We start from the raw sequence: 15,000 nt of genomic DNA, 5'->3' as shown, positions 1-15,000 counted from the left end.
CTTCAACCCATCACCTGCTCTTAAGTCAAGTTCCAATCAAGTTCTAAATTAATCAATTAATCTCATCTTAACCTAATCAATTATCGGTTATAAAACCGTCAATTGCTTTAATAACCTCTTCGAAACCAGTTCCAGTTTTTAGGCTGGTTTTGATTACTTGTACTTCGGAGTTTAACTCTTTGACGTCGCGGACCATCTTATCAGAATCAGAACCCACTGCTTCAGCCAGGTCCACCTTGTTGATGACCACCAGATCGGCATCCTGGAAAATCAGGGGGTGTTTTTCCACGGTGTCGTCCCCTTCAGTGACACTGATTACCACCATACGCATGTGGCTGCCCAGGTCAAAATCCACGGGGCAGATGAGATTACCTACATTTTCAATGAATAATACATCTATATCTTCAAGGGGCATGTCATGAAGGGCATGTTCCACGAGATGGGCGTCTAAATGGCATTCTTTGCCTGTGTTCAATCCCACTACTGGTACGTTATGATTTTCAAATCTACCAGCATCGTATTTACTGATAACATCACCGGCAATGACTCCGATCTTGTAATCAACCGCGTCGATTATGGCTTCTATGAGGGATGTTTTGCCGGATCCTATGGCTCCCACCACATCCACTGAAAATACGCGGTCTTTATCCAGTATTCTCTGATTTTTACGGGCCAGTTTCTTATTGGCCACCATTATATCGTGTTGAACTTCCACTTCTGCAACTTTATGCATCCTCATCACTCTTTTTCTATTTTAATAGTTTTAACGTTACATTCTTTTCCAGTTAAGATTTCCACATTCCTTTCATCACACTGGGGGCATTTAACAATGGACAGGTAATGATCAGAACCATCTGTGTTGGCTAATCCAGTATAATCACAGCTTCGACAATCAATCTCCACGGGTACATCTTCAATAATGATTTCTGCATCAGCAAGGAGTGTGTCCTCTACTATGACATCTAATAAAAATTTCAATTGCTCGGGATTTAACATGGTGAGCATTCCCACTTCAATAGTGACTTCAACAACCTCTGTGGCGTTATTTTTCTCTGCAGCATCTAGTACTGTGTCCACTATGGCCTGTGCCATGGATAATTCATGCATTGAGCTACCTCTCTTGAGCTTGTATTTAACCTATGTTATGGGAAGCTTATTAATAAAGTTAACAAATAATTAAAAGTGAAAGTAAAAAACTGGTAGCTTCTTCCCTGATATAAATAACCCGGGGAATTGAAATAAGCCACCCGAAACTCTTTAGTAATATTTTAATTAATTTATGGTGATTTTTATGATAATTGGAGGATCTTCTTCCCAGAAACTAGCCGCTAATATTGCTCACGAAATGGATGATGTACTTTGTCCCCTTGAAACCCGTAAATTCCCTGATGGAGAACGTTACCTTAGAATTAAGAAAGAAGTGGATGACGGAGTGGTGGTGGTGCAGTCCACGGGTTTCCCTCAGGATGAGAACCTCATGGAACTATTCCTTATTTTAAAAACCCTCCGCAGTATGGGTGTTAACGACATCCGGACAGTGATACCCTATTTTGGTTATGGGCGGCAGGAAAAAAGTTTTAACTCCGGAGAAGCTGTCTCTGCAGAGGTGGTTTGCCAGTTGATAGAATTTGCCGGGGCCAGCTCAGTTTACAGTTTAAATCTTCATGAAAAGAACATCTGTGACCTGTTCCAGATACCCGCCTTCAATCTGTCAGCCATGCCAGCCATTGCCCACTATGTGGAGAAAAATGTAGAAGATCCAGTGATCATAGCCCCGGATAAGGGTGCCCTGGGTTTTGCCCAGGAAGTGGCCGAGATACTGGGCTGCCCATCGGATCATCTGGAGAAAATACGCTTATCCCCGGAGAAAGTGGAAACAAAACCTAAGAATCTGGAGGTTGAAGGCAGAGATGCGGTTATAATCGACGATATCATCAGCACCGGGGGAACCATTGTAAATGCCTGCCAGATCTTGAAAGAACACCAGGTGGGCCGGATCGTGGTTAGCTGCGTGCACCCGGTACTGGTGGGTGACGCCCTTCTGAAGATATTCGCGGCGGGAGCTGACGACGTGGTGGGGACCAATACCCTGAAATCCGAAGTGAGTAATGTCTCTGTAGCCAGTTTAGTGGCTGAAGCCTTGAAAAAAGAGTAATTCCCGGATACAGTCAATATCCTAACCATATTTGTGTGAATAATATTCTGGTGAAAAAATGAAAAATTGGACCCCAGTGATTATAGGAATAATTTTAACTGCAGTGATTGGCCTGATTGGCATTTTCATTCCATTTTTAAGTATTCTGGCCCCAATTATTGGTGGTGCTGTAGCTGCCTACCTGGTGGGAGGAGATTATAAGGATGGTGCAGTTAATGGTGGTATTTCCGGTGCTGGTGGAGGGGCCATCATTGGATTTGTGGTGTTAGGACCTTTCACTGCAATTATTGGTGGTCTGGCTTTAGGCTTTATATTTGGCCTTATTCTGGGAATAATTGGTGGAGTAATTGGAGTACTGATTAAAAGATAAACCTGGAGGGATGATAATGGTAAACTGGTCAGCAGTGGGAATCGGTTTTGTGGTCACGGTAGTGCTGGAGATAGTTGGTATCTTCTTCTTATCCCTGGATGCAGCAGTCTCAACATTCATAGGAGTTTTTGCCCCTATAATCGGGGGTTTAATAGCAGCATACTGGGCGGGTGGTAGTTACCGGGAGGGCATAACAAACGGAGGACTGGCTGCCGGTATGGGCTCCTTTATTGCCGCATTCATCGTGCTCAGCGGGACAGATTTAATGCCCATAATCATAAGCGCGGTGATTAGTGGAGTTATTGGAGTGGTTCTTGGTATTATCGGTGGCCTGGTAGGGATATTATCCAAAAAACAAGGAAAGGAGAAAGTTCCCCCTGAAAAACCGTCTGAAGAGGATTAAAATAAGGAAAATCCCCCAAAAAATCTCATTTTTTTAGTTCCACTAACTTAAACTTTTTTTATTTAATTTTATCCTAAATTTTTCTTTAATTCAATTTCTTTAATTTGTCTATGCGTAGATCATCCCTTATTCCTGAACAAAATTCTCCTGATATTCCCCTATAAACTGAAATTCCAAAGTTTTAATTTCAATTATATTCCAAATAAATCAATTCACTTTGGCCACACCCATATGGTTCCATCTATCCCCTTCTATCTACCCGTTATAGTGATAATACCTTGAATAATAAATGGCCTTAGATGAGGTGGAGCTTGTTTTATTTTCAGGAGGAATACAAAACCTATATTATAAAACACCGCCCAAAATATTATTAGGAGGGGTTGTCTTGGTGAGACTTAATTTTGGGGATAAGGAGTGGTATGTGGGGCAAAAAAGCCAGATCTTTGGTGAATTACTTTTTTTAAAAAATATAATACAATTTAAAAGACCAACACATCCTAATGACCTTACTCTTAATGAACTTATTAAAAAAAAAGATAACTATCTAACGAACGATAATCACCAAGTAAAATGGAATAATAATTCCCAAATTAAAGGTAATCTTTTTTATCTCTCTTTTATGCCCGAGATTGAAGTATCACATTCATTTTTCAAGCCGGGTGGAAATAAAAATTTTCAGGAGACGGTATAATCCATGGAGGACCAGATAATGAATCCAGATACAGTTGAGAGCCCAGGAGTAAATAAAGAAATTCTGGCTTCCTTGAAGTTAAAAGCTGAACTGAAGTTACTTCCCATAGTTTTACGTGCTGTTCGTGATGTTGCCTGCAGGTATGGCCTCGATAAGGCTTCAGTGAGGGATCTGGAGCTGGCCACAGAAGAAGCCTGTCATAACGTCATTGAACATGCCTATGAACCCGGTGAAGAGGGTTACTACCAGGTGAAGATTCACCGTGAACCTACCTGTTTCCGGATTACGGTACGGGACCAGGGAATGCCCTTTAATCTTCAGCGTCTGAATGAGGATGAAACTTCAGATATAGGGGTAAAATTAATGCGGGCCTGTACTGATGAAATTAGAAGTAGGTATCTGGGAAAAAGGGGTAAAGTGGTGGAACTGGTTAAAAATTTCTCATTTGAATCTGTAGAGGATTTAGATGTGCCCACAGTACAGCCCAGTGCCTTGAAGATGGCTCCTGCTTCTGAAAAGGTCACTTTGAGGTTAATGCATCCAGATGAAACTGTTTCCCTGGCCCGCCTGATATACCGGGTCTACGGTTACACCTATCCCCACGAGGATATCTATTACCCTGAAAAGTTCGCTTCACTCTTAGAGTCCGGCCTGGTGACCTCCTGTGTGGCGGTGAATGAACAGGATAAAATTGTGGGCCATCTGGGAGTTTTCCTGGAAACTCCGGAAGACCATGTGGGAGAATCTGCCCTGGCTGCAGTTGACCCCCGTTACCGGGGAAGGGGACTTTTCCCTAAAATGAAGAAGATGATGATGGAAGAAATGGCAGCCAAAGGAATTTTAGGCCTGTATAGTCGGGCAGTTACTGTTCATATGGCTTCTCAGAAGTCCAATGTTAAGATGGGTTCCAAAGAAACAGGATTTATACTGGGCCATTCACCTCCCACCGCCATCTTCAAGAAAATGAAAACAGAAACAACCAGCATCCGCCGAACTGTGGCCCTTTTTTACGTGCCGGTGGTTCCCGACCAGGAACAAACTGTATTTTTACCCTGTAAACACCAGGAAATCATCCGTAAAATTTACAACCACACCGGACTAAGCCGAGTGATTAAAAAGGCAGACCCTGAAAACATGAATTTGGCCCCCCATTCCCATATACATTCCCATGTTTTACCAGAAATGGCCAGTGCATTTTTAAGGGTGAAAATGTTTGGTGTGGACTTTATCGATGAATTAAAACTACAGATCCGGGATTTGAAACTGCGCGGGACCGAACTTATTGTACTGGATCTGCCATTAAAAGACCCTAACACCGCTATTTTATTTCCAGAAATTGAAAATATGAAGTTCTTCTTCGGTGGAATCATGCCCGAGTATCTGGATGGGGATTCCATTCGCCTGCAGTACCTCCATAATGTGGCCTTTGACCCGGAAAGTGTGGATGTTTACTCGGAATTTGCCCGGGATATATTTGACTATGTGGTAGACGAGTGGAAGAAACAGAACCTGGAATGATGGCCAGGAATTAATATTCAAGGAATTTTAAAAAAACAATTGAGCTCTGGATGGTGCAGAAATGGAAATAACTCAAAAAACAAGAAATGGTGTGGAAATAATATTTATAACTGGTCGGTTAGACGCCTACAACTCTAACTTAGTGGAAAAGAAGTTAAACGAGATCATTGCCTCTGGTAAAATAAATATAGTCGCTGACCTTGCAGGAGTGGAGTACATAAGCAGCTCTGGTCTGAGGGTGATGCTTTCATCCCTGAAAAAGTTGAATAAATTGGATGGTGCCCTGAAACTATGCTCACTACAACCCTACGTGGGGGAAGTCTTTGAAATTGCAGGATTCACCCAACTTTTCGAAATCTACGACGAAAGTAATGACGCAGTATCCAGTTTTTCTGATAATTAACCATACCAAAACAACTTATAATTCAACTGTAGAACAACAACTATAACTTCATATCAATTAAATTGGATTTAAATTTAGTGATTAAATAAAGTACTAGTAAATCAGAAAGATTTCCATGGACACCATATCCCTCACTATTTTAACCGACCTGGTAGAAAAAATCTGCGTAATATTTGTCCTAGCATATCTATTAACACGTTTAAAATATTTTACCGAAGTTATTGACGGTAAATTGACTATTAAAAATCAATTAATTCTTATATTAATATTTGGCGGAATATCAATCTATGGTTCTTACTCAGGAGTGGATATTTTTGGTGCGGTGGCCAATGTACGTGATCTTGGCCCCATGGTAGCCGGATTAATTGGTGGGCCCATTGTAGGGTTGGGAGCCGGCTTGATTGGAGGTTTACATCGTTTAACCATGGGTGGATTCACCTGCATCCCCTGCTCCCTGTCCACAATCCTAGCCGGGGTATTAGCCGGTATTATTTATCTGGCCAACAAAAAACACTTTGTAGGCATTGGCGGGGCAGTTCTATTCTCGGTTTTGATGGAAAGTTTTCACATGTTACTGGCACTAATACTGGCTTCTCCCTTTTCACAGGCACTGGGAGTGGTTGAAGATTTATTCATCCCCATGATACTGGCCAATGCCGCGGGAATGTTCATCTTCGCTCTGATGATATCCAACCGTATAAAGGAACGTAAAACAAAAAAAGAAAGGGATAAACTTTCAGCCCAACTGGAAAGAAGAAAAAAGGAACTGGAGATAGCTCAACAAATCCAGGAAAGTTTCCTGCCCCACACCATACCGGTGATCAAGAACTACGATCTGGCGGCCAGCAGCATCCCTGCCCAGGAGGTAGGGGGTGACTTCTATGATTTTATCCCCATCACCGACAAACAGACCGGGTTAACCATTGGTGATGTTTCTGGTAAAGGAATACCCGCCGCACTTTTCATGGCCTTTTCCCGTACACTGTTACGGGCCAAAGCCTGCCGTAACCCCGGAGTGGGCCGGATGATAGAAAGTGTCAATAACTTCATTAACGAGGACCCCCACTCCAACATGTTTGTAACCCTCTTTTACAGTGTTCTGGACAACGCCCAGAATACTTTAACCTTCGTCAATGCTGGTCACAACCCCCCGCTGCTTCTTAGAAAGAAAACTAGAGATATCATCAGGTTAAGCACGGGAGGAGTGGTTTTAGGTGCCATGAAGGGCCTTAAAATGAATGAAAAAACCATAGACCTCCAGGCAGGAGATCTACTGGTTTTGTATACTGATGGAATCACCGAAGCCATTAACCAGCAGGAAGACCAGTTCGGAGAAGGGCGCCTTATTGAACTTCTTAAAGAAAATCAGGAATTATCATCAGGGGATTTAAAAAACCTTATCATAGACCAAGTATATGATTTTGCATCCGGCACTCCCCAAGCCGATGACATAACCATTATGGTGCTGAGGAGAGTTTCATAAGCGCCTTAAGGAGATTTTATAATTGAAGTCTCAAGAATGTTGAATAAATGGAATTCTCAAGGGTTAAATGAGTCTTAAGGAGAGTTATAAATGGAAGAGAAATTTACACTCCATGTAATGGCTGATCTAAAAAATTTATCCACCATTGGCGAATTCATCACGGGATGTGCCAGTAAACTTGGTTTGGACAGGAAGGGGGTTTTCCAGTTAGAACTGGCAGTGGATGAAGTTACCTCCAATATCATCCTCCATGGTTACCCCCAACAAAGTGGCCCGATCCACATCCTGATTTGGAAGGAACAGAAAAAGATCCATATCCAGATTCAGGATAGAGGTGAACCATTTAATCCTTTAAATGCAGGTAAACCAGATTTATCCACTGCTCTTGAAGAAAGATCACCCGGTGGTTTGGGAATTCATTTCCTGAAGACAGTAACCGACGCGGCCTATTACCAGTTCCACGACGGAAAAAACATTTTAACCCTGGTTAAAAATCTGGATTAATTAAAAAGAGATAATCTTTCCATATTAATACCCAGTAATATTAATACCCAGTAAATATCTTAAAAATAGACCGTAAACTTAAAAATAAGAAAAATAAGAAGAATTAAATTTTTACATCTTCTTATTAGCGGGTTCCATATTTACCCGGAGTCCTTTTATTCCCTTCCTCTGCAGAGCACCGACCACTTCACGGGCTTGATTCTGTGGAAGTTCAACAAAGGAAAATTTATCAAGCACATCAATACGGCCAATACTGGTTGAGGAAAGTCCAGACACATCTCCTATAGCTCGTACTATGTCTTTTGCTTTCACTTTCTGTTTGCGACCCACGTTAATGAAGAATCTTACCATTCCGGGTTGTGCTCCAGTATCCTCATATTTAGAATCCTTCTGACTGGAATCATCCTTTCTACCCACGTATAATTTGAGGAGGGCTGCAGCAATATCCACGGAGCTGTAATCCTCTTCCATCAATCTTTCGATGAGATGGATCTCCTGATCCAGGTCTCCGTTATCTATTTCCTTCCGGAGTCTTTCCAGGAACAGGTCCCTTTTAACTTCTTCCACCTCTCTTAGGGAAGGGATTTTCTGTTGTTCAATACGGACCTTGGTGTAGCGCTGGATATCCCTTAACTGGTAGATTTCCTTTCCAGATACAAAGGTGAAGGCCTGTCCTTTTTTACCGGCACGGCCAGTTCTACCTATTCGGTGTACGTAGTACTCCTCGTTGTTAGGTACATCGTAGTTGAAAACTGCCTCCACATCATCCACATCAATTCCCCGGGCGGCCACATCCGTAGCCACCAGTATCTCGATCTGACCTTTCCGGAACTTGTTCATGACCCTGTCCCGCTGGTTCTGACTCATGTCCCCGTGCAGTCCATCAGCGAAGTATCCTCTGGTTTGAAGGTGGTTTACCAGGCGATCCACTCTTCTTTTGGTGTTACAGAACACCAGGGTGAGTTTAAGGTTGTTCATGTCTATAAGCCTGGTCAACAGATCCAGTTTCATCTGTTCTTTAACTTCAAAGTAGATCTGTTCAATTTCAGGGACGGTGAGTTCCTGATGGGCTACTTTAAGCATTTTAGGCTTGTTCTGGTATTTTCTGGTTAGTCCCAGGATTACTGGAGACATAGTTGCGGAAAATAGTAACATTTGCCTTTCTTCAGGTATCTGTTCTAAGACAAATTCTATATCATCCCTGAATCCCATGTCCAGCATTTCATCAGCTTCATCCAGGATGATGGTCTTCACCTGGTCCATCTTAAGTGTTCTACGGTGAATATGATCCATCACCCGTCCGGGAGTTCCAATGATGATCTGCACTCCCCTTTTCAGGGCTTTAATTTGCCGTTCAATGGGTTGTCCCCCGTAAACTGGTAGGACATTGGTTTTTTTGTATTTAGATAACTTTCTAATTTCTTCGGCCACTTGGATGGCCAGTTCTCTGGTGGGGCAGAGTATAACTGCCTGCACTCCCCGAACAGTGGGGTCCAGTTTTTCCAGAAGGGGTATTCCAAAGGCAGCGGTTTTACCAGTACCGGTTTGGGACTGGCCAATAACATCTTTACCATCTAATACATAGGGTAAAACCAGTGATTGTATAGGTGTTGCCTCTTCAAAACCCATATCTGCAATTGCTCGTTTCATTTCACGGGATAATTCCAAATCTTCAAATAATAAACTTTCCATGGTATCTTTCCTTATTCATCTTCCTTTCGCTGATCATTACTTGATGTCAAGTAAAATCTTGATCGAAAATATTTTAACTGATTTTGTAATTTTTAAGTAAAATTAGCCCATCCAATTATAACACTAAAACCAGGCTAAAAATAGCATGTAAATAATCAGAAAAACTCACATTTACTTTTCTATTTAGGTGTTATGTTGCCGGTGACATTTATAGTCACCTATCATACCCTCTCTAGATTAATCATCATATCGGGTGTAATTCTATATCAGGTGTAATTCTTATTGAAAAATTTCTCAAAAAATAGAAAGAATAGAGGGATAAAAAATAACCCTCATCTAATTAAGAGGGAAGAAAAAGCCCTCTAACATTAATCGGTTGCTGGTTAATTAGTGGCAGGTTTTTGCAGGATTCCCTTGGGCACCATATCGGTGATCTTCTGCATCTTGTCCATAAGTCCTTTTTTACCCTTACCCATAAGGGCGTGTTCCAGTACTTCACTCAAGGTTTCCACGGGAATAATTTCTATTTTCTCACGGTAATGTTCCTCAATGAGCACGTCTTCCATGTTAGATTTAGGAATCAGAACTTTGCGTATTCCTGCTTCGGCTGCAGCTTCGATCTTACCGGTGACACCACCCACCGGGAGTACATCCCCACGGATACTGAGGGATCCGGTTAGTGCTACTGACTGGTCAACTGGTATGTTTTCCAGGGCAGACACCACTGCGGTGGCTACAGATACACTGGCACTGTCTCCTTCCACTCCTTCGTAGGACTGGAGGAACTGGATGTGTATATCGTAATTGGAGATATCGGTCCCGGTGTGTTTTTTAACCAGGGCACTGACGTTTTGCACTGCTTCCTTGGCAATTTCTCCCAGTTTTCCAGTAGCAATTATCTTACCTTCATCTTTACTCTGAGCAGGCGCAGCTTCAGCAGCTATCGGCATTATAATACCACTACGATCACCGATGATGGCCAGACCATTAACTTTACCTACTTCTCCACCTTCAGATTTGAACACTCGGTAACGTTTCCTCTGGACAATGTAACGATCGGCTATCTGCTGTTCCAGGGTTCTGGCCAGTTTTTTGGCATTGAGCACATGATCCACTGTGACATAATCTGCCTTTTCTCCCTTGGCTATGTCTCCCGCAGCCCTTACCAGACCACCAAGATCCCTTAATCGGAGGGTTAATGCTTCTTTTTTACCAGCTCTGCGCTGAGCTTCGTGTATAATTTCAGCAACTGCCTCTTTGCTGAAGTGAGGGATACGTCCGTCTTTTTTAACTTCCTGGGCTACAAATTGAACCAGTTTATCCCTGTTTTCCGGGGTGTCCTTCATGGAGTCTTTCATGAACACTTCGTAACCATATCCACGTATCCTGCTTCGAAGTGCAGGGTGCATTCCCTCCAGGACATGCAGGTTTCCAGAAGCCACCAGCACAAAGTCACAGGGAACTTCCTGAGAACGAACCATGGCACCACTGCTGGTCTCACTCTGACCTGTGATAGCGTATTTTTTCTCCTGCATAGCAGTTAAAAGTTCCTGCTGGGTTTTCATCTGCATGGATCCGATTTCATCTACGTAGAGAACTCCCTTGTTGGCTTTGTGAATCATACCTGCTTCCACCCTTTCGTGGGCAGGGGTTCCCAGTCCACCAGACTGGTAAGGGTCGTGTCGCACATCACCTAAAAGGGCTCCGGCATGGGCTCCGGTGGCATCCACAAAGGGAGCCATGTTTCTCTTGTTATTGTTAATCAGAAGTTTGGGCACCATTACTGTGCTGCGGGGTTTCATCTGCTGCAGGGCCAGGAAAACTATACCCGCAGCGATAATTGCCGCCAGGTATTGCTGCAGAACAAAACCAATCACCACGATCAGGCTGATTATGGCAATCATGAACATGTTCTTGCGTTCATCCTGTCCTTTAGCCTTAACCTTATAATTGGTTACCACATTTCTCCCTTCACCAGCAGGCATAACTCCTATTAAAGGGTTGTGGTTATCCTCTATGTTGGGATATACCAGTATGTCCTGAAGTTCTTCTGGGGGGAGTAATTCAGCCATTCCCTTGGCCAGCATGGATTTTCCAACACCGGGTTCTCCAATTAGAAGAACATTACGGCGCTGTTTTGCTGCCTTTTTAACTGTCTCCACGGCCTCTTTCTGACCAATTATTTGGTCTATGATCCTATCAGGGACATCTATGTCTCCTGAAGTTTTATAACTACGAGGTTTGAGGGTTTCTTCGTTTGAAACCTCAGAATTTGGGTTATTATTTGCCATAGGCTTTTGTAACCTCCATAACTTTGTATTTGATAAAAAATCAACCTGTTTTTATAATAGTATATACTCTAATGACTATAGTAAAACTTATATAAGAACATTTGCTTTGGGTATCTTAAATCTTGATCCTTTTATGTCATATAAAAGTTTCTTAATATAAGAATTACTAAAAAGAATAAGAACCTTAAAAAAAATGGTAATTAACGAGAAGGAAGATGCCCTTAAATTTTAATTTAACCCAATAATATACAGGAAATAGTGATGAAAGATGGTATCAGCGGAAACAAAATGTATAATGGTTCAGGGAACTGCATCCAATGCCGGTAAAAGTGTGGTGGTGGCTGCACTTTGTAGAATGTTTTCCCAGAGAGGTTATCGTGTTGCACCCTTCAAATCCCAGAATATGTCGCTGAATTCGTTTACCACATCTGAAAATAGGGAAATAGCAATGGCCCAAGTATTACAGGCCGATGCTGCCGGGGTTGAACCCCATCACCATATGAATCCGGTTTTACTCAAACCCAAGGAAGATTTCACTTCCCAGGTCATTGTACATGGCCAGCCTGCCGGAGATATGAACTTCTACCATTACCAGCACAACTTCCGTGACCAGGCCCTGAAGGCTATTAAAGAGTCCTTAGATGCTTTGAAGAAGGATTATGATGTGATTATCATGGAAGGGGCTGGTTCCCCTGCAGAGATAAACATGCTGGATGTGGATCTGGCCAATATGCAGATTGCGCGTCTGGCTGATGCGGATGTAATCTTAGTGGCAGATATTGACAAAGGAGGGGTTTTCGCATCCATTGCCGGTACATTCCAGTTGTTACCTCCTGAAGACCGTCAGAGGATCAAAGGCATAGTGATAAACAAATTTAGGGGTAACCTGGACATTCTTATGCCTGGAATCAGACAGATTGAAGAGATCGTTGGAGTTCCAGTTCTGGGAGTGTTACCCTTTGATCCAGGACTCAGACTTCCTGAAGAAGATTCTGCCTCATTATCTGAACGGAAATATCGTAGCCACGGCCAGATAACTGTGGGAGTCCTGCGCCTGCCCCGGATTTCTAACTTCACGGATATCGATCCCCTGGAATATGAGCCAGATGTCGGGGTGCGCCTCATTGAAATTGGGGAGGACATAGGTGATGTGGATGCACTGATCATTCCCGGGACCCGTAACAGTATCAGCGACCTGGTGGCACTGACCGAGTCGGGTCTTGCCGACGAAATAGTCAGTTTATCACAGGAAATACCGGTCTTCGGTATCTGCGGAGGATACCAGATGTTAGGGAGAAAAATTATTGACAGAACCCTTAAAGAATCAAATATCGGCAGTGTTGAAGGTATGGGAATTCTGGATGTTAAAACCAGCTTCGGAGAAGTGGAGAAGATCATCAGCCAGAGTCAAGGAACTCCTGTGGGCCAGGGAATTTTTAGTAGAACCACGGGCGAAGTTTTAAATGGTTATGAGCTTCACGAAGGAATATCCAGACTGGGAGACTGCAAACCACTCCTAAGGGTTATTAAAGGTTGTGGAAACTACCCTAAATCTGGTTTTGATGGTGCTCAGAATGATTTAACAGCCGGAACCTATTTCCATGGAATATTTCACAATTTCCAATTCCGAAGGTCCTTCACTGATTACCTGAGGATAGGTAATGGCTTGGAACCCTTAGGCTATCAAAAAGATGATTTTAAAGATTTAAGGGAATTTTCCATGGAACGTTTGGCCAATTTAGTCGAAGATAACCTGAACATGGATGAATTACAAAGAGTTCTACACTTCGATTTAATATAAATCCAATTCTCACTTTTAAGGATGAAAATCCTTTAAAATTTAATTTTTAAAAAAATAATTAACTAAATAATTAAAAAAAAGATAACAAATACCCTATTTGATGGACTTTTAACAGAGTAAGTGTATGTTTTTTAAAAAAATGAGTGTTTATTGAATTTATTATAAAATAATGATTTTAATTATTTGAATCTATGTTTGAAACGATAAATTGTGTTTAAATAAAAATAGAAGTGACCTTTTTGACGGCTTTGGTCTTTACCAACACTGATATTTTTTCATTTTCTTCCAGCACCCAGTCATCACGAGGAATATACATTTCACCGTTCTGATGGATAGCTGCAATTATATAATCGTCGGTAGGGCTCAGATCACTAACCCGCTTGCCCACAATTTTAGAATTATTTACACTTATATCCAGAAGCTCTGCATTTCCCTTACCCACCACCATCAGGTCGGCAATTTTTGGACGGTTAATGAGCTTCTCCAGATAGCCAGCAGCAGTGAGTTCTGGACTGATAACGTGGTGGATGCCCACCTTTTTAAAGGCATCTTCATGGTCCGGGTTACTTACCCGGGCAATGATCTTGGAGACAGGGTACTCCTTAACCAGTATGCATGAAAGCAAGTTAGCCTCGTCATTACCAGTGGCTGCTACAAAAACATCGGCATCAGAAATACTTGCCTCTTCCAATGTTTTTACATCAGTTCCGTTACCACAGATCACTAAAGCATCCAATTCTGCGGCAGCATTTCCACATAAACCATTATCACTCTCTATAAGAGCCACATCATTTCCCGATGTCACCAGATAATTGGCCAGGGTTAAACCAACCCTTCCGCCTCCCATTATAACTATGTACATAATAACACCTTTAACCAAAATTTAACAATCTACAAAATTTTGTTCAAATTAGTATCCTACTGGAAGTTCCACTTTTTTTAAGGGTTTTGAGTAGGACTTGTTGCAATTTATAAATGTTGTAAAGGGAGTTACTCCCACAAACCGGATTGTATTCTATTAATGAAGATTTTAAGCCACAATTAAACTTAAGTGACATATCCAATTCAACTTGTATTGATAGAAACACCTACAATATAAAGGTTGTGGAAAAATGGATACAAAATTTTAAAGGTTTAAGAGATATGGTAAGCATTTTAATATATTTATTTGCCAATATAATTACTATACACTCATTTTTACAAAATTGGAATCCTTGATCTTATTTAAGTTAAGTTATAGCCTTAATGAGTGGTTTATTTTTTGAAGAAAAAATAAAGTGTAAATAGCCACTCCACCTATTTCACCACCAGTACCGGGCAACTGGCTAATCTCACCACACTTTCAGTTACACTTCCGGGGTACAGTCGGTTGAACCCATGTTTACCGGAAGCACCAATGACCACCAGATCAATCCCTTCTTCCTCAATGGTTTTTACAATTTCTTGGGCAGGTTTACCTTTTTTAATCATGGAAACCATAGGGATGCTGCATTTACCCTCACATTGGCTTTTTTCAAGTGTTTGTGAGAATTTTTGCACCGCGGCATTACCCTCTTCCTGGAACTCATTTTCCAAACTCAATTCTAAATCTCTCTGGGGTAAAGAGCGAAGGTAAGAAGTATCAACTACATTTAGAACTATTATTTGCGAAAGGCTCTTATCTGCAATCCAGATGGCATATTCTCCAGC

16 protein-coding genes (2 of these 16 running past the window's edge) are annotated in these 15,000 nt (G+C 41.9%); 9 read left to right on the top strand and 7 right to left on the bottom strand.

Going from position 1 to position 15,000, the window contains the following annotated elements:
- The 3 genes from QC759_RS06900 to hypA form a co-directional block, all read right to left on the bottom strand.
- Positions 1 to 6, bottom strand: partial view of a DUF354 domain-containing protein gene (locus tag QC759_RS06900; RefSeq protein ID WP_048073701.1) — the 5' end (the start) only. 1,020 nt of this gene lie to the left of the window's left edge; only the first 6 of its 1,026 coding nucleotides appear in the window; its start codon is at positions 4 to 6; the stop codon falls past the left edge of the window.
- A gap of 70 nt (positions 7 to 76) precedes the next feature.
- The gene (gene hypB, locus QC759_RS06895) at positions 77 to 733 is read right to left on the bottom strand and encodes a hydrogenase nickel incorporation protein HypB (RefSeq protein WP_048073702.1); all 657 of its coding nucleotides are present in this window, start codon (positions 731 to 733) and stop codon (positions 77 to 79) included.
- A 5-nt stretch (positions 734 to 738) separates the two neighbouring features.
- Positions 739 to 1,107: a hydrogenase maturation nickel metallochaperone HypA gene (hypA, locus tag QC759_RS06890; protein WP_144405552.1), complete on the bottom strand. Its 369-nt coding sequence runs from the start codon at positions 1,105 to 1,107 to the stop codon at positions 739 to 741.
- 184 nt (positions 1,108 to 1,291) lie between these two features.
- Here hypA and QC759_RS06885 point away from each other — a divergent pair, with 184 nt between their 5' ends.
- From QC759_RS06885 to QC759_RS06850, 8 genes are all read left to right on the top strand, one after another.
- Positions 1,292 to 2,155 carry a ribose-phosphate diphosphokinase gene (locus QC759_RS06885; RefSeq protein WP_048073703.1) on the top strand — a complete coding sequence of 288 codons (864 nt, stop codon included), beginning with the start codon at positions 1,292 to 1,294 and terminating at the stop codon, positions 2,153 to 2,155.
- A gap of 58 nt (positions 2,156 to 2,213) precedes the next feature.
- The gene (locus QC759_RS06880) at positions 2,214 to 2,525 is read left to right on the top strand and encodes a DUF5518 domain-containing protein (protein WP_048073704.1); all 312 of its coding nucleotides are present in this window, start codon (positions 2,214 to 2,216) and stop codon (positions 2,523 to 2,525) included.
- A 16-nt stretch (positions 2,526 to 2,541) separates the two neighbouring features.
- On the top strand, positions 2,542 to 2,928 hold the full coding sequence (locus tag QC759_RS06875; protein ID WP_048073705.1) for a DUF5518 domain-containing protein: 387 nt from the start codon (positions 2,542 to 2,544) through the stop codon (positions 2,926 to 2,928).
- Between the two features lie 289 nt (positions 2,929 to 3,217).
- On the top strand, positions 3,218 to 3,619 hold the full coding sequence (locus QC759_RS06870) for a hypothetical protein (protein WP_048073706.1): 402 nt from the start codon (positions 3,218 to 3,220) through the stop codon (positions 3,617 to 3,619).
- An 18-nt stretch (positions 3,620 to 3,637) separates the two neighbouring features.
- Positions 3,638 to 5,137 carry a GNAT family N-acetyltransferase gene (locus QC759_RS06865; RefSeq protein ID WP_048074005.1) on the top strand — a complete coding sequence of 500 codons (1,500 nt, stop codon included), beginning with the start codon at positions 3,638 to 3,640 and terminating at the stop codon, positions 5,135 to 5,137.
- Between the two features lie 61 nt (positions 5,138 to 5,198).
- A complete protein-coding gene (locus tag QC759_RS06860; RefSeq protein WP_048073707.1) occupies positions 5,199 to 5,540 on the top strand; it encodes an STAS domain-containing protein in 342 nt (113 codons plus the stop codon).
- Positions 5,541 to 5,655: 115 nt separating this feature from the next.
- The gene (locus QC759_RS06855) at positions 5,656 to 7,023 is read left to right on the top strand and encodes a SpoIIE family protein phosphatase (RefSeq protein ID WP_048073708.1); all 1,368 of its coding nucleotides are present in this window, start codon (positions 5,656 to 5,658) and stop codon (positions 7,021 to 7,023) included.
- A gap of 90 nt (positions 7,024 to 7,113) precedes the next feature.
- Entirely contained in the window at positions 7,114 to 7,527 is a 414-nt protein-coding gene (locus QC759_RS06850; protein WP_048073709.1) for an ATP-binding protein, read from the top strand.
- Between the two features lie 111 nt (positions 7,528 to 7,638).
- Here the strand turns inward: QC759_RS06850 and QC759_RS06845 are convergent, their stop codons facing one another.
- Positions 7,639 to 9,219, bottom strand: coding sequence for a DEAD/DEAH box helicase (locus QC759_RS06845; protein ID WP_048073710.1), 1,581 nt, complete (start codon positions 9,217 to 9,219; stop codon positions 7,639 to 7,641).
- Positions 9,220 to 9,602: 383 nt separating this feature from the next.
- On the bottom strand, positions 9,603 to 11,510 hold the full coding sequence (gene lonB / locus QC759_RS06840; protein ID WP_048073711.1) for an ATP-dependent protease LonB: 1,908 nt from the start codon (positions 11,508 to 11,510) through the stop codon (positions 9,603 to 9,605).
- A gap of 268 nt (positions 11,511 to 11,778) precedes the next feature.
- Between lonB and cobQ the strand changes: the two genes are divergently transcribed.
- A complete protein-coding gene (cobQ, locus tag QC759_RS06835; RefSeq protein ID WP_048073712.1) occupies positions 11,779 to 13,311 on the top strand; it encodes a cobyric acid synthase CobQ in 1,533 nt (510 codons plus the stop codon).
- 214 nt (positions 13,312 to 13,525) lie between these two features.
- Here the strand turns inward: cobQ and QC759_RS06830 are convergent, their stop codons facing one another.
- Together QC759_RS06830 and QC759_RS06825 are read right to left on the bottom strand one after the other, a co-directional pair.
- Positions 13,526 to 14,173, bottom strand: a complete 648-nt coding sequence (locus tag QC759_RS06830) for a potassium channel family protein (protein ID WP_048073713.1) — start codon at positions 14,171 to 14,173, stop codon at positions 13,526 to 13,528.
- Between the two features lie 434 nt (positions 14,174 to 14,607).
- Positions 14,608 to 15,000, bottom strand: partial view of a universal stress protein gene (locus tag QC759_RS06825; RefSeq protein WP_048073714.1) — the 3' portion only. The gene runs 57 nt beyond the window's last position; 393 of the gene's 450 nt are visible here — the last part of the coding sequence; its start codon lies off the right edge, out of view — the gene reads right to left on this strand; the stop codon is at positions 14,608 to 14,610.

The sequence above is a fragment of the Methanobacterium formicicum genome (assembly GCF_029848115.1).
In the GTDB taxonomy this organism is placed as follows: Archaea; Methanobacteriota; Methanobacteria; order Methanobacteriales; family Methanobacteriaceae; genus Methanobacterium; species Methanobacterium formicicum.
This window is presented reverse-complemented; position numbering and strand designations above follow the sequence as displayed.

Excerpts from the sequence above, each read along its gene's own strand:
- hypB (WP_048073702.1), bottom strand. The coding sequence starts at position 733 with ATGCATAAAGTTGCAGAAGTGGAAGTTCAACACGATATAATGGTGGCC.
- hypA (WP_144405552.1), bottom strand. The coding sequence starts at position 1,107 with ATGCATGAATTATCCATGGCACAGGCCATAGTGGACACAGTACTAGAT.
- QC759_RS06885 (WP_048073703.1), top strand. The coding sequence starts at position 1,292 with ATGATAATTGGAGGATCTTCTTCCCAGAAACTAGCCGCTAATATTGCT.
- QC759_RS06880 (WP_048073704.1), top strand. The coding sequence starts at position 2,214 with ATGAAAAATTGGACCCCAGTGATTATAGGAATAATTTTAACTGCAGTG.
- QC759_RS06875 (WP_048073705.1), top strand. The coding sequence starts at position 2,542 with ATGGTAAACTGGTCAGCAGTGGGAATCGGTTTTGTGGTCACGGTAGTG.
- QC759_RS06870 (WP_048073706.1), top strand. The coding sequence starts at position 3,218 with ATGGCCTTAGATGAGGTGGAGCTTGTTTTATTTTCAGGAGGAATACAA.
- QC759_RS06865 (WP_048074005.1), top strand. The coding sequence starts at position 3,638 with ATGAATCCAGATACAGTTGAGAGCCCAGGAGTAAATAAAGAAATTCTG.
- QC759_RS06860 (WP_048073707.1), top strand. The coding sequence starts at position 5,199 with ATGGAAATAACTCAAAAAACAAGAAATGGTGTGGAAATAATATTTATA.
- QC759_RS06855 (WP_048073708.1), top strand. The coding sequence starts at position 5,656 with ATGGACACCATATCCCTCACTATTTTAACCGACCTGGTAGAAAAAATC.
- QC759_RS06850 (WP_048073709.1), top strand. The coding sequence starts at position 7,114 with ATGGAAGAGAAATTTACACTCCATGTAATGGCTGATCTAAAAAATTTA.
- QC759_RS06845 (WP_048073710.1), bottom strand. The coding sequence starts at position 9,219 with ATGGAAAGTTTATTATTTGAAGATTTGGAATTATCCCGTGAAATGAAA.
- lonB (WP_048073711.1), bottom strand. The coding sequence starts at position 11,510 with ATGGCAAATAATAACCCAAATTCTGAGGTTTCAAACGAAGAAACCCTC.
- cobQ (WP_048073712.1), top strand. The coding sequence starts at position 11,779 with ATGGTATCAGCGGAAACAAAATGTATAATGGTTCAGGGAACTGCATCC.
- QC759_RS06830 (WP_048073713.1), bottom strand. The coding sequence starts at position 14,173 with ATGTACATAGTTATAATGGGAGGCGGAAGGGTTGGTTTAACCCTGGCC.